The 12,774-nt window shown below is 70.3% G+C and carries 12 protein-coding genes; 3 read left to right on the top strand and 9 right to left on the bottom strand.

Annotation, left to right across the window (positions count from 1 at the left end; genetic code table 11):
• Window positions 1-138: 138 nt before the first annotated feature.
• The 4 genes from fomD to OG878_RS15325 all read right to left on the bottom strand — a co-directional run bounded on the left by fomD (window position 139) and on the right by OG878_RS15325 (window position 5,492).
• Window positions 139-855: a cytidylyl-2-hydroxypropylphosphonate hydrolase gene (gene fomD / locus OG878_RS15340; RefSeq protein ID WP_328887318.1), complete on the bottom strand. Its 717-nt coding sequence runs from the start codon at window positions 853-855 to the stop codon at window positions 139-141.
• Window positions 856-899: 44 nt separating this feature from the next.
• Window positions 900-2,312 (bottom strand): class II fumarate hydratase, encoded by a 1,413-nt coding sequence (locus tag OG878_RS15335; protein ID WP_328887317.1) that lies wholly within the window; start codon window positions 2,310-2,312, stop codon window positions 900-902.
• Between the two features lie 366 nt (window positions 2,313-2,678).
• The gene (locus OG878_RS15330) at window positions 2,679-3,464 is read right to left on the bottom strand and encodes a DUF2785 domain-containing protein (protein WP_328887316.1); all 786 of its coding nucleotides are present in this window, start codon (window positions 3,462-3,464) and stop codon (window positions 2,679-2,681) included.
• Between the two features lie 366 nt (window positions 3,465-3,830).
• A complete protein-coding gene (locus OG878_RS15325; protein ID WP_328887315.1) occupies window positions 3,831-5,492 on the bottom strand; it encodes a fumarate hydratase in 1,662 nt (553 codons plus the stop codon).
• Between the two features lie 171 nt (window positions 5,493-5,663).
• Between OG878_RS15325 and OG878_RS15320 the strand changes: the two genes are divergently transcribed.
• Together OG878_RS15320 and OG878_RS15315 are read left to right on the top strand one after the other, a co-directional pair.
• Window positions 5,664-6,338, top strand: a complete 675-nt coding sequence (locus OG878_RS15320; RefSeq protein WP_328887314.1) for a DUF1707 SHOCT-like domain-containing protein — start codon at window positions 5,664-5,666, stop codon at window positions 6,336-6,338.
• Between the two features lie 174 nt (window positions 6,339-6,512).
• A complete protein-coding gene (locus OG878_RS15315; RefSeq protein WP_277328124.1) occupies window positions 6,513-6,884 on the top strand; it encodes a WhiB family transcriptional regulator in 372 nt (123 codons plus the stop codon).
• Window positions 6,885-7,051: 167 nt separating this feature from the next.
• On the opposite strand, the gene glpX is transcribed toward OG878_RS15315, so the two are convergent.
• On the bottom strand, window positions 7,052-8,083 hold the full coding sequence (glpX, locus tag OG878_RS15310) for a class II fructose-bisphosphatase (protein WP_328887313.1): 1,032 nt from the start codon (window positions 8,081-8,083) through the stop codon (window positions 7,052-7,054).
• 166 nt (window positions 8,084-8,249) lie between these two features.
• On the opposite strand from glpX, the gene OG878_RS15305 reads away from it, so the two are divergent.
• The gene (locus OG878_RS15305; protein WP_328887312.1) at window positions 8,250-8,768 is read left to right on the top strand and encodes a DUF4245 domain-containing protein; all 519 of its coding nucleotides are present in this window, start codon (window positions 8,250-8,252) and stop codon (window positions 8,766-8,768) included.
• A 91-nt stretch (window positions 8,769-8,859) separates the two neighbouring features.
• Here the strand turns inward: OG878_RS15305 and OG878_RS15300 are convergent, their stop codons facing one another.
• From OG878_RS15300 to OG878_RS15285, 4 genes are all read right to left on the bottom strand, one after another.
• Entirely contained in the window at window positions 8,860-9,450 is a 591-nt protein-coding gene (locus OG878_RS15300; RefSeq protein ID WP_328887311.1) for a malonic semialdehyde reductase, read from the bottom strand.
• Window positions 9,451-9,710: 260 nt separating this feature from the next.
• Entirely contained in the window at window positions 9,711-9,959 is a 249-nt protein-coding gene (locus tag OG878_RS15295) for an exodeoxyribonuclease VII small subunit (RefSeq protein WP_277328128.1), read from the bottom strand.
• Between the two features lie 107 nt (window positions 9,960-10,066).
• Complete coding sequence (xseA, locus tag OG878_RS15290) at window positions 10,067-11,278, bottom strand: exodeoxyribonuclease VII large subunit (RefSeq protein WP_328887310.1); 1,212 nt, start codon at window positions 11,276-11,278, stop codon at window positions 10,067-10,069.
• 66 nt (window positions 11,279-11,344) lie between these two features.
• Complete coding sequence (locus tag OG878_RS15285; protein WP_328887309.1) at window positions 11,345-12,703, bottom strand: APC family permease; 1,359 nt, start codon at window positions 12,701-12,703, stop codon at window positions 11,345-11,347.
• Window positions 12,704-12,774 lie beyond the last annotated feature (71 nt).

The raw sequence follows: 12,774 nt of genomic DNA, 5'->3' as shown, positions 1-12,774 counted from the left end.
CAACTGAAGCGGCTCATGAAGATCATGCAACTCGTGCGATGACTTGCGGTCAGGTCCTGTGCCGCGCCCGCCGGTTGAAGCGGAGCAGCCCTCCGGAGGACGATCCTACGTTTGCCCCCCTGGGGTGCATCAAGGGTCTCACGACGGCATATGCGAGGGCGTACGGTCCCAGTCATCCGGCAGCGCGGGTACCCGCCACCGCGGATCGGGCCGCCAGTTCTCCCATCCGTCCCGGAACGGCGCACCCCAGGCGTCGATCACTCCGACGGCCGCGCGGCCCGCCTCCCGTACCCGCTGCGCGGTCTCACGGTCCATCAGGCCGACCCGCTGCGCCTGGGCGAATTCGTCCTCGTCCAGCCAGCGCCAACTGCGGTCCGGGTGCACGGCGATGTCGAGGAAGTGGTCCTCCGAGTCGACGCCGCCCGCCCAGCGGGTGCGTGGTTCCTCGAGGTTCACGTACCAGTTGCGAAAGCTCCAGCCGCGGTCCCAGAACAGCCAGACCGACCAGGGTTCACCGGGCCGGGCGAGCTTCAGCACGCCCGTGCCGAACCACGTCGAGCGGGCGGTGGTGCGCGGTGCGGTGTACCGGGTGGCGAGCGGTTCGGCGTGCACGCTGGTGCCGTCGGCGAGGACCGGTCTGACGCATTCGGTGCCGGGCGCCATCCACACGGCGAGCAGTTCGGCGGTGTCCTGCACGACGGTGACCGGCCGGCAGATGTGGACCGGCTTCCGGGTGGCGCCGTGCGCCCGGGGGCCGTTGCCCCGGTAGCGCCACAGGATCTGGTCGCCCGGCGCCCAGGACGCGATGTCCGAGGGCTCGGTCTCTGCGCGCGCGGTGTCTCCGGTACCTGGCATGAAGAGATCTTACGGATGCGCCGGGCGGGTCGCTGCGATCCACGTCACGGGCGGGTCATACGCAACACGTCGAGCGCCTCGTCGAGCTGTTCCACCGTGAGGTCGCCGCGCTCGACATACCCCGAGGCCAGCACCACGTCGCGGATCGTCCGCCGCTCGGCGAGCGACTTCTTGGCGACCTTCGCCGCCTCCTCGTAGCCGATGTACTTGTTCAGCGGGGTGACGACGGACGGCGAGGACTCCGCGTACTCCCGGGCCCGTTCCACGTCGGCGGTGATTCCGTCGACCGTACGGTCCGCGAGCAGCCGGGAGACGTTGGCCAGCAGCCGGACCGACTCCAGCAGGTTCTTCGCGATGACCGGCAGCATGACGTTCAGTTCGAAATTGCCCGCCGCGCCCGCGACGGCGACCGTCGCGTCGTTCCCCATCACCTGGGCGGCGACCATCAGGACGGCCTCGGGAATGACCGGGTTCACCTTTCCCGGCATGATCGACGAGCCCGGCTGGAGGTCGGGAAGGCTGATCTCGGCCAGTCCGGTGCGCGGTCCGGACGCCATCCAGCGCAGGTCGTTGGAGATCTTGGTGAGGGAGACGGCGATCGTGCGGAGCTGGCCCGACGTCTCGACGAGTCCGTCGCGCGCGCCCTGCGCCTCGAAGTGGTCGCGGGCCTCGGTGAGCGGCAGTCCGGTGGCGCGCGCGACCTCGGCGATCACCGCGGCGGAGAAGCCGGGCGGGGTGTTGATGCCAGTGCCGACGGCCGTGCCGCCCAGCGGGAGCTCGGCGAGGCGCGGCAGGGACGCGTTCAGCCGCTCGACGCCGTACCGGATCTGCGCCGCGTATCCGCCGAACTCCTGACCCAGGGTCACCGGTGTCGCATCCATCAGATGCGTCCGGCCCGACTTCACGACCTCCGCGAACTCGACGGCCTTGCGCTCCAGCGCGGTCGCCAGATGGTCCAGTGCGGGGATCAGCTCGCCGGTGACGGCCGCGGTCGCGGCGATGTGGATGGAGGACGGGAAGACGTCGTTGGACGACTGCGAGGCGTTGACGTGGTCGTTGGGGTGGACCTCGCGTCCGAGGCGCCGGGTGGCGAGGGTGGCCACGACCTCGTTCATGTTCATGTTGGACGACGTACCGGAGCCGGTCTGGAAGACATCGATCGGGAAGTGCGCGTCCCAGCGCCCATCGGCGACCTCGGCGGCCGCGTCCTGGATCGCCGCGGCGATGCCGGGGTCGAGGACCTTCAGTTCGGCGTTGACCTTGGCCGCCGCGGCCTTGATCCGGGCCAGGGCCTCGATGTGGGCCCGCTCCAGGCGCTGGCCGGAGATCGGGAAGTTTTCCACGGCGCGCTGGGTCTGTGCCCGCCAGTGGGCGTGTGCGGGGACCTTCACCTCGCCCATCGAGTCGTGCTCGATGCGGAATTCCGTGCCGCCGGCGGGGTTCTGTGCGTCGTCCATGGGTTTCAACCTCCTGAAAAAGTTGAGCACTTGTCTGGTTCTGTGTATTCCCAAGTCTCCTGCCGGCCAGTAAATACCCGGGAGTACCCACAACCCGGGGAGGCGCAATGAGGCGCACCGGACACGGACTCCGCTGTGCGGTCGCGGCCGCCGGACCGGCAGGCGCGGCCGCCAGGTCCGGTTTCACCCCTACCGCATCCACCCCCTCCCGCCCGAGCCGGAGGCCGTCCGCGCCGCCGAGGCCGTTCCTGCCTGACCCGGATCTACGACTCGGGTCTGCGTGAGGCGAGCTGCGCCGACCCGGCGAGCACAGGACAGCCGGTGCTCCGGCCCTTCGCATGGGACGACCCGGCAGGCACGGGTGTGTCACCCGGCGTACGGGGCCACGATCGTCAGGGTTTCGGCGATGGCGTCGAGGACCATGGCGCGATGGGTGGGTGTACGAGGTGCTCCTGCGCCGGGACCGTGAAAGCCGCGGTCGGCCAGGATGTAGAGCATGCGCAGCGTGCGCATGGTGTTGGAGGCCCAGGCAGGTACCGGCCCCGGCTCTCCTGTGCGGAAGGCCGCAGCGATGGGATCCAGCCACTGCACCGACTGGGCGGTGGTGAGGCCGGGGTGGCTGAGGATCTGGGCCAGGGCGAAGGCCAGACGGTCGTCCTCCTGCGCGTCGAAGAGATGGTCCGTGGCTGCCAGCAGCCGGCACACCGCCAGTTCGGCCAGCGGGTACGGGTCTTGTTGGGGATGGCGGGAGAGGGCGGCCAGCAGGTCGGCCCCGTGTGCGGGAGCGTGCAACCAGCCGAGCTCCGGGTCATGCCCCCGCAGGTCGGTTTCGGCAGGGAACCAGTCGGCGAAGGCTCTCCACCACTCCTGCTTCCACTCGCCCCGGTCGGCGATGAGGGCGAGGACGAGCGGCGCAAAGGTGCGGGCCTGAATGGCGGGGGAAGCGAAATGTGCCGCCATGCGGTCTCCCACGTACCGCAGCTCCGACGGCTCGAGCGCCGGTATCCAACGCCTGGCCGTGAGGTACGCCAGATCGTCGCGCACGACAGGATCGGGGGAGCGGAGGTCCGCAATGAGCTCGTCGAGGGCCGAGGCGCGGGGCGGCCCCTGGAGCCTGCGAATGTCGTTCTCTCGGCTCTGTGAGGTGTCCATGGCGGGAGGCTATCCGTGGCTCATGGCGCGATGGGTTGCGGGGGCGACGCTTCCGGGGACGGGTGCGGCGCATGCCCTCCCGTCCCGCGCCCGGAGGCCCTGACGGCGGTCAGGGCCGCGCGGATGCTCGGGCCCCAGCCCCGGGAAACGCGTCCAACAGCCCGCGCCTGCGCCGCCTCGCCGTCGTCTCCACCCTTCGCTGCTTGGCACGTGGCTCGGGCAGGAGCACGTCGGGCCGTGGTCCCGGGGGTCCTGCTCGGATCGCGCGACGCCGCGCCGCAGGCCGTACGCGGAACGGCCCGGCCTCCCTCATGGGTGCCGGGCCGTTCTGCTGTCTCCGGGGCGATCAGGGGCTGTCCCGGACGGCTACGCCTTCCTGGTGGGAATGTGCGTGAACGTCGGCTGGGACAGCTGCTGCGGAGCGAAGAAGTCGTTGCCCTTGTCGTCGACGACGATGAACGCGGGGAAGTCCTCGACCTCGATCCGCCAGACCGCCTCCATGCCGAGCTCCTCGTACTCGACGACCTCGACCTTCTTGATGCAGTCCTGGGCGAGGCGCGCCGCCGGGCCGCCGATCGAGCCGAGGTAGAAGCCGCCGTGCGCGTCGCACGCGTCGGTGACCTGCTGGGACCGGTTGCCCTTGGCGAGCATCACCTTGGAGCCGCCCGCCGCCTGGAACTGCGCGACATAGCTGTCCATGCGGCCTGCCGTCGTCGGCCCGAAGGAGCCGGAGGCGTACCCCTCGGGCGTCTTCGCCGGGCCCGCGTAGTAGACCGGGTGGTCCTTCAGGTACTGCGGCATCTCCTCGCCCGCGTCCAGCCGCTCCTTGATCTTGGCGTGCGCGATGTCGCGCGCCACGACCAGCGGGCCGGTCAGCGAGAGCCGGGTCTTGACCGGGTACTTGGACAGTTCGGCGAGGACCTCGTCCATCGGCCGGTTCAGGTCGATCTCGACGACGTCGCCCGCCTCGTCGAGGTGCTCGTCGGTGGTGTCCGGCAGGAAGCGCGCGGGGTCCTTCTCCAGCTGCTCCAGGAAGACTCCCTCGGCGGTGATCTTCGCGACGGCCTGGCGGTCGGCCGAGCAGGACACGGCGATCGCGACGGGCAGCGAGGCACCGTGGCGCGGCAGACGCACCACCCGCACGTCGTGGCAGAAGTACTTGCCGCCGAACTGCGCACCGATGCCGATCTTCTGCGTCAGCTCGAAGACCTTCTCCTCCAGCTCCTTGTCCCGGAAGCCGTGACCGGTCGGGGAGCCCTCGGCGGGCAGCTCGTCCAGGTAGTGCGCGGAGGCGTACTTGGCGGTCTTCAGCGCGAACTCGGCCGACGTACCGCCGACGACGATCGCCAGGTGGTACGGCGGGCAGGCCGCGGTCCCCAGCGAACGGATCTTCTCCTCCAGGAACTTCATCATGGAGGCCTCGTTGAGAACGGCCTTCGTCTCCTGGAAGAGGAACGACTTGTTGGCCGAGCCGCCGCCCTTGGCCATGAAGAGGAACTTGTACGCGCCACCGTCGGTGGCGTACAGCTCGATCTGGGCCGGGAGGTTCGAGCCGGTGTTCTTCTCGTCCCACATGGTCAGCGGGGCCATCTGCGAGTAGCGCAGGTTGAGCTTGGTGTACGCGTCGAAGATGCCGCGCGACAGGGCCTCCTCGTCACCGCCCTCGGTCAGCACGTTCTGCCCGCGCTTGCCCATGACGATGGCGGTGCCGGTGTCCTGGCACATGGGGAGGACACCCGCGGCGGCGATGTTCGCGTTCTTCAGCAGGTCGAGCGCGACGAACTTGTCGTTGGACGACGCCTCGGGGTCGTCGATGATCCGCCGCAGCTGCGCCAGGTGGGCGGGGCGCAGATAGTGCGAGATGTCGTGCATCGCCTCGGCGGCCAGGGTGCGCAGTGCCTCCGGGTCGACCTTGAGGAACGTACGGCCGTCGGCCTCGAAGGTCGAGACGCCCTCGGCGGTCACCAGCCGGTACGGCGTGGTGTCCTCTCCCAGAGGGAGCAGATCGGAGTACGCAAACTCTGGCATTACGGCCATTCCTCACTCGGCGACAGCGGCTGTCCACCCTTGGGCAGCGCACCCACCAGGGTAGAACGCCGTGAGTGCACCGAACCTGTGAGGTAAGGCTCAGTTCGGGACCCGCCGGCGTCGGTCACCTGGGGCCTGTCGCGATCTATCGCGTTTGGGTACCCTGGGCCGGTGGACCTCGAAAAGCACCCTCAGCAGCCCGCCGCCCCGGCGCAGCCCGCGCCCGCCGGTATCCGCGCCTCCGACGCAGACCGGGACCGGTTCGCGGACATCCTGCGGGACGCCATGGCCGAGGGCCGGCTGACGGCCGAGGAGCACGCCGAGCGGGTCGACGCCGTCTACCGTGCCAGGACCGTGGGTGAACTCGAGCCGCTGGTAGGGGATCTGCCGGCCCCCGGCGGCTCCACCCGCCCGTCGTCCGGCACGCCGTACGCGTACGGCCCCGAGGCCCCCGCGGGTCCGGCCGAGAGCCTGGTCGCGGTCTTCAGCAGTTCCACCCGCAAGGGGCGCTGGCGGGTGGGTGGGCGTACGAACGCGTTCGCGCTCTTCGGCAGCGTGGAGATCGATCTGACCGAGGCCCTTTTCGGCCAGCGGCTCACCGTCATCAACGCGACCTCCCTCTTCGGAAGCATCGAGATCAAGGTTCCGGAGAACATCTCGCTGAGAGGGAGCGGAACGGGCGTCTTCGGCAATTTCGAAGTCGTCAACCTGGATTCCGCGGACCCGGAGGCTCCGGTGGTCGTCGTCAACGGCTATTCCGTGTTCGGAAACGTCGAGGCAAAGCCGAAGCGCGGGAAACTCATTACGGATCTCCGCGACCAGCTGCGCAAACACCTCGGTCACTGATTCCGCACCGCGTCGCTGCGCAACGGTCCGCACCGCCCTGGATCCGGCCAAAATTCCTCTCGACCGCAATTCCGTCACCCGGAACCCCGTGCCACTCAGTGCTTAGGCGCGCGCACAACGGGTAGGGAGTGCTGCATCGTCTCTCGCTCGCGAAGCCGTCGTCAGGAGTAGACCGTGCTGCAACTGCCGCATCAGCCTCTGCAGGTCGCCGCCGTTCCCACCCAGCGCACCCCTGCTCGGGAGGACCAGGCCGGCCCCTGGCACTCGGAGGCGGTGTGCCGCCGGGACGAAGCCGGGCTGTTCTTCGCCCCGTCGAAGGAGCCGACTGCTGCCCGCCTGTCGCGCGAGGAGTCCGCGAAGCGGGTCTGCGCGCGCTGTCCCGTGATGATCGAATGCCGCGAACACGCCTTGATGCAGCCCGAGCCGTACGGGGTGTGGGGCGGCCTGACCGCTGCCGAACGCCGTGTGGTGCTCGCCCGCCGCAGGCGGCGCGAGATGGAGCTCAAGGCGGCCGCCTCGGCGGACCGCATCGCCGCGGCCGGCTGACCGCCGGCGCGCACGGTTCCGCACCGACGCGGAGAGGCGCCCCCACCGCACATGGGGGGCGCCTCTCCGCGTTCGGCGGCTTTCGCGCGGCCTGCACACGGCCTGCGCGTGGCCTGTCGGGGTGTGGCGCCGCTTCACGCGGTGCCACACCTGCGCCGACGTCTGCGCTACTGCGCTCGGTCGAAGTCGATCGCGCTGTAGGCGCGCAGCTTCGACAGCCGGTGGGTCGAGTCGATCTTGCGGATCGTGCCGGACTTGGACCGCATCACGATCGACTCGGTGGTCGCCGTCTCGCTGCGGTACCGCACGCCGCGCATCAGCTCGCCGTCCGTGATGCCGGTCGCGACGAAGAACACGTTGTCGCCGCTGACCAGGTCGTTCGTGGACAGCACCCGGTCCAGGTCGTGCCCGGCGTCCAGCGCGCGCTGCCGCTCCGCCTCGTCCTTCGGCCAGAGCTTGCCCTGGATGACACCGCCGAGGCACTTTATGGCGCAGGCCGAGATGATGCCCTCGGGCGTGCCGCCGATGCCCATCAGCAGGTCGACGCCCGTGCCCTCGCGGGCGGCCATGATCGAGCCGGCGACATCGCCGTCGGTGATGAACTTGATCCGGGCGCCGGTCTCCCGGATCTCCTTGACGATGCCCTCGTGGCGCGGGCGGTCCAGGATGACGACGGTGACGTCCTCGGGAGCGGAGTTCTTCGCCTTTGCGACCCGGCGGATGTTCACCGACACCGGGGCGTTGATGTCCACGAAGTCGGCGGCCTCGGGACCGGTGACCAGCTTGTCCATGTAGAAGACCGCGGACGGGTCGAACATGGTGCCGCGGTCGGCGGCGGCCAGCACGGCGATCGCGTTGGGCATGCCCTTGGCGTTCAGGGTCGTGCCGTCGATCGGGTCCACGGCGATGTCGACCTCGGCGCCGGTGCCGTCGCCGACCCGCTCGCCGTTGAACAGCATGGGGGCTTCGTCCTTCTCACCCTCGCCGATGACGACGACGCCGTTCATCGAGACGGTGGAGACGAGGGTCCGCATGGCCTTGACGGCGGCGCCGTCGGCGCCGATCTTGTCGCCGCGGCCCACCCAGCGCCCGGCGGCCATGGCAGCGGCCTCGGTGACCCGGACCAGCTCAAGGGCCAGGTTGCGGTCGGGGGCCTCCGGGGAGACCTCGAGCTGAGACGGCAGATGATGTTCGGACATCGGAGCGCACCTTTCTGTACGACGACGACCGGAAGAGGGTGATGTGACTCTATCGCCAGGGCGACAATATGAGCAGCCCGGGTCACGTTTGAGCGGCCCACTGGCCGGTTGTCGAGGGTGCCTGCCCCTCGGACGGGTCCGCCGGGCCTAATGCGAACATGGACCCGTGGCAAGCAAGCGAGGCAAGCAGACAGTGCGGGACATGTTCCTGTCGATGGCGGTGATCTCCGCCGTCGCCGGAGGTGTCTACATTTTCGTACCGCACGACGACAAGGCCAACCCGGTCAAGGCGGTCGACTACCGGGTGGAGCTCCTGACGGCGCGGCGCGCGGCGCCGTATCCGGTGGCCGCTCCGGCCGGTCTGTCCAAGGACTGGAAGCCCACCTCGGTCAGTTACGAGCGCGAGTCGGGCAACGGCTGGCACCTGGGCTTCCTCGACCCGGACGGCAAGTACGTCGCGGTGGAGCAGTCCACGTCCCCGGCGAAGAAGTACGTGCCCGAGGTCAGCCAGGACGCGAAGAACACCGGGCGCACGCAGCAGGTCGCGGGCGAGACGTGGCAGCACTGGGAGGGCGCGAAGTACGACGCCCTGGTGCGCCACGACGGCGGTGCGACCACGGTCGTCACGGGTTCGGCGTCGCCGCAGCGGCTGGCGGAGATGGCCGCCGCACTCAGGACCTCCTGAGCGGGGCGCACGGCATACGTGCGCACGGCATACGGAGAAGGGCCCTGGAGCACCGCGTGCTCCAGGGCCCTTCTCCGTATGACCGGAAGGATCAGACGGTCGTGATGACCTCGTCGTAGGCGAGACGCGGCGAACGCGGGAACCAGGCGTCCTCGCCCGGCTTGCCGATGTTGACGACCATCAGCACGCTGTGGTCGCCGTCGAGGAACTCCTTCTCGATGCCCGCGGCGTCGAAGCCGGTCATCGGGCCGGCGGCCAGGCCGGCGGCGCGGACGCCGATGATGAAGTACGCGGCCTGCAGGGCGGCGTTCAGCGTGGCGGACGACTCGCGGACCGGGCGCTCGGAGAAGAACGCGTCCTTGGCCTGCGGGAAGTGCGGGAACAGGGCCGGGAGCTCCTCGTGGAACTCGTTGTCGGCGGCCAGGATCGCGACCAGCGGGGCGGTGGAGGTCTTCGGCTGGTTGCCCTCGGCCATGTGGCTCACGAGGCGCGCGCGGGCGTCGTCGGAGCGGACCAGCACGACACGCAGCGGCGACTGGTTGAAGGCGGTCGGACCGTACTTGACCAGGTCGTAGATCGCCTGGATCTGCTCCTCGGTGACCGGCTCGTCGGTGAACGTGTTGGCGGTGCGGGCCTCACGGAAGAGGAGGTCCTGGGCGGCGGCGTCAAGAGCGAGGGACATCTTGCGGATTACCTTCCGAATGAAATGCGGATCAAGCGATGCGGCGACCGTAACCGAGAGGTAGGTTAACTTTCAACTAAAACCGGACCCGAGTGATCCACTCCACAGACGCGTGCGGATGCCGTGACAGGCCGCGCCGGCCATGGGCGGGCGCGTCGACGGCCACGTGTGCAGGATTCATTCCGGACCGGGCCGGTCCGCGGGGCCCCAGGAGCCCCGGACCCGAGGTCGGCCGGTGTGCCCCGGCTCGTCCTCCGAGGTCAGCCGGCGTCGCCCGGCTCGTCCTTCCCGGGCTGTGCAAGGGCCTCGTTCAGGCGGGCCCGGGCACCCTCCAGCCAGTGTCGGCAGATCTTGGCCAGCTCCTCGCCCCGCTCCCACAGCGCGAGCGACTCCTCCAGCGTCGTGCCGCCCGCCTCCAGGCGCCGTACAACCTCGATCAGCTCGTCGCGCGCCTGCTCGTATCCGAGCGTGTCCGTGGCGGCAGCTGCCGTTGTCGCGTCGTCCGTCATGTGATCCACCTTATGTGTGGGCTACGACAGCCAGGTCCGGACAGGTTCCGAGCCGCAGCGAGGAGGCCGGGGAGGAGCAGGGAGGGCACCGGAAGGAGGCGCAGGGGTCACTCGGCCACCCGTACGGTGAACTCGCCCTCCGACACCCGCGCCCGCAGCTCGTCGCCCGGCGCCCCGGCCTCGGCGGGGGAGCGCACCACATGTCCGTCCGGCCGCTGCAGCACCGCGTACCCCCGTTCCAGCGTCGCCGCGGGCGAGAGCGCAACCACCCGCGCCCGGGTGTGGGCGAGCTCCGAATCCGCCCGGTCCAGCAGATGCCCCAGCACCCTGCGGCTGCGCCCGGTCAGTGCGTCGACCTCCGCCGCGCGCTCGTCCACCATCCGCTCCGGTTGCTGCATGGAGGGCCGGCCCAGCGTGTGCGCCAGCCCCCGCTCCTCCCGGTCGAGCAGACCCCGTACGGTCCGCAGAGCACGGTCCCGCAGCTGCTGCACGCGGTCCAGCTCCTCGCCCACGTCCGGCACGACCTTCTTCGCCGCGTCCGTGGGCGTGGATGCCCGCAGATCCGCGACCAGGTCGAGCAGCGGGGAGTCCGGCTCGTGCCCGATCGCCGACACCACCGGCGTACGGCACTCGGCCACCGTACGGATCAGCTGCTCGTCCGAGAACGGCAACAGGTCCTCCACGCTGCCGCCGCCGCGCGCCACGATGATCACGTCGACATCCGGCAGGTCGTCCAGCTCCTTCACCGCCTGGACCACCTGGTTCACCGCGTGCACGCCCTGCACCGCCGTGTTCCGCACCTCGAACCGGACGGCGGGCCAGCGCCGCCGCGCGTTCTCCAGAACGTCCCGCTCGGCCGCCGACGCACGCCCGCAGACCAGGCCGATCAACTGCGGCAGGAACGGCAGCGGCTTCTTCCGGTCCAGGGCGAAGAGCCCCTCGGCCGCCAGGGACTTCTTCAGCTGCTCCAGCCGGACCAGCAGCTCCCCGATGCCGACCGGCCGTATCTCCGTGGCTCGCAGGGACAACTGGCCCCGGGGCGCGTACCACTCGGGCTTGGCGAGGACGACGACGCGGGCGCCCTCCGTCACCACATCAGCGATCCGGTCGAAGACCTGCCGGAAGCAGGTCACGCTCACCGAGATGTCGTGCGACGGGTCGCGCAGCGTCAGGAACACCACGCCGGCACCCGGACGCCGCGACAGCTGGGTGATCTGCCCCTCGACCCAGACGGCCCCGAGCCGGTCGATCCATCCGCCGATGAGCCGTGACACCTCACCGACGGGCAACGGAGCTTCCGCGGACGTATTGAGAGCCATGCGAGCGAGCGTATCGGCCCCCACCGACAACGAGGAGGCTCCGCACCGCCGGGTGTCCGCCGCCGCTCACCGGCGTTGTGCAGGCGGGTGCGGCCCCCACTGGAGCGCCAGCACCACCAGCCCCACCCCGAGCCAGCAGACCCCCACCACCTGCGCACTGGTCGTCGCCGCGAGGATCACCGCGACCAGCACTCCCGCACCCACCACGGGCACCAGCACATGCCGCCACCAGCTGGGCGGCCCGTTCATCCGGCGCACGGCGAACCAGCCGATCACCGACGCGTGCAACAGCACGAACGCCGTCAGCGCGCCGACGTCGACCACGGACACCAGATGGTCGAGGCCGTCGTCGCGGCGGGCCGCCCACACCGCCGCCACCAGCGTCACGGCCGCGGCGATCAGGATCGCCGTCCGCGGCACCCCGGACCGCGGGTCGACCCGGGCCAGCAGCGAGGGCAGCCGCTGCTCCCTGGCCATCGCGAAGAGCAGCCTCCCCGCGGCCGCCTGCCCGGCCAGCGCCGCGAACGCCGCCCCGATCGCCTTGCTGAGCGCCACCAGGTCGTGCAGCCACGTGCCGACCGCGGAGTCGACCGTGTCGTAGAACGCCGACCCCTGCCTGGCCGGTTCGGCGGCCAGCTCCGCCGACGTCATCGGCTCCAGCAGCGCCGCCAGATAGCCCTGCGCTACGAACAGCACCCCCGCGAGGACCAGACAGAACAGCACGGCCCGCGCAACCTTCTCCGAGCCGCCGGTGACCTCCTCCGCGAACGAGGCGATGGCGTCGAACCCCAGATACGAGAGCACGGCCACCGACACCGCGCCGAGCACCGCTTCGAGCGAGAAGCCGGAGTCACCGGTGAACGGCGTCCACCAGCCGCGCTGCGCCCCGTCCCGCACGAGAACGACCGCGGCCGACACCAGGAACACCGCCAGCACCACGATCTCCATGGCGAGCACCGCGAAACCGACCCGGGCGGCGGCCCGTACCCCCCAGAGGTTGAGCAGGGTCGTCACGACCACCGCGAGCGCCGTCCACACCCATCGCGAGATCTCCGGGACCAGCGCGTTCAGCGCGATCCCGGAGAAGAGATAGGCGACCGCCGGAATCAGCAGGTAGTCGAGCATCGCCATCCATCCGGCGACGAACCCGGGCCCCTCCCCGAGCCCCTTGCGCGCATACGCGAAGACCGAACCCGCCTGCGGGGCGACGCGCACCATCTGGGCGTAACTGAACGCGGTGAAGGCCATGACGACGGTCGCCGCGACATACACCAGCGCGACCGCGCCGTCCGATTTCGCGTCGAGCGTGCCGAAGACACCGACGGGCGCCATGGGAGCGATGAACAGCAGCCCGTAGACGACGAGGTCCCGGAACCCGAGTGTGCGCCGCAGTGTCGCCCGGCCCGTCGTGCCGCCGTCGGCCATCGCCCCTCCGTCGCTCGCATGAACACGGTCGCGTACGTGGCGTACGGGGCGTACACGTGCCGGACGTCGCG

The organism is Streptomyces sp. NBC_00316 (assembly GCF_036158715.1).
In the GTDB taxonomy this organism is placed as follows: domain Bacteria; phylum Actinomycetota; class Actinomycetes; order Streptomycetales; family Streptomycetaceae; genus Streptomyces.
Note: the sequence above shows the minus strand (reverse complement) of the source record. Positions and strands in the feature narration are given on the sequence as shown.

Bases quoted from the DNA above. Each gene is read 5' to 3' on its own strand.
- OG878_RS15335 (WP_328887317.1), bottom strand. From the start codon at position 2,312: ATGGACGACGCACAGAACCCCGCCGGCGGCACGGAATTCCGCATCGAG.
- OG878_RS15285 (WP_328887309.1), bottom strand. From the start codon at position 12,703: ATGGCCGACGGCGGCACGACGGGCCGGGCGACACTGCGGCGCACACTC.
- OG878_RS15330 (WP_328887316.1), bottom strand. From the start codon at position 3,464: ATGGACACCTCACAGAGCCGAGAGAACGACATTCGCAGGCTCCAGGGG.
- OG878_RS15295 (WP_277328128.1), bottom strand. From the start codon at position 9,959: ATGACGGACGACGCGACAACGGCAGCTGCCGCCACGGACACGCTCGGA.
- fomD (WP_328887318.1), bottom strand. From the start codon at position 855: ATGCCAGGTACCGGAGACACCGCGCGCGCAGAGACCGAGCCCTCGGAC.
- xseA (WP_328887310.1), bottom strand. From the start codon at position 11,278: ATGGCTCTCAATACGTCCGCGGAAGCTCCGTTGCCCGTCGGTGAGGTG.
- OG878_RS15300 (WP_328887311.1), bottom strand. From the start codon at position 9,450: ATGTCCCTCGCTCTTGACGCCGCCGCCCAGGACCTCCTCTTCCGTGAG.
- glpX (WP_328887313.1), bottom strand. From the start codon at position 8,083: ATGTCCGAACATCATCTGCCGTCTCAGCTCGAGGTCTCCCCGGAGGCC.
- OG878_RS15325 (WP_328887315.1), bottom strand. From the start codon at position 5,492: ATGCCAGAGTTTGCGTACTCCGATCTGCTCCCTCTGGGAGAGGACACC.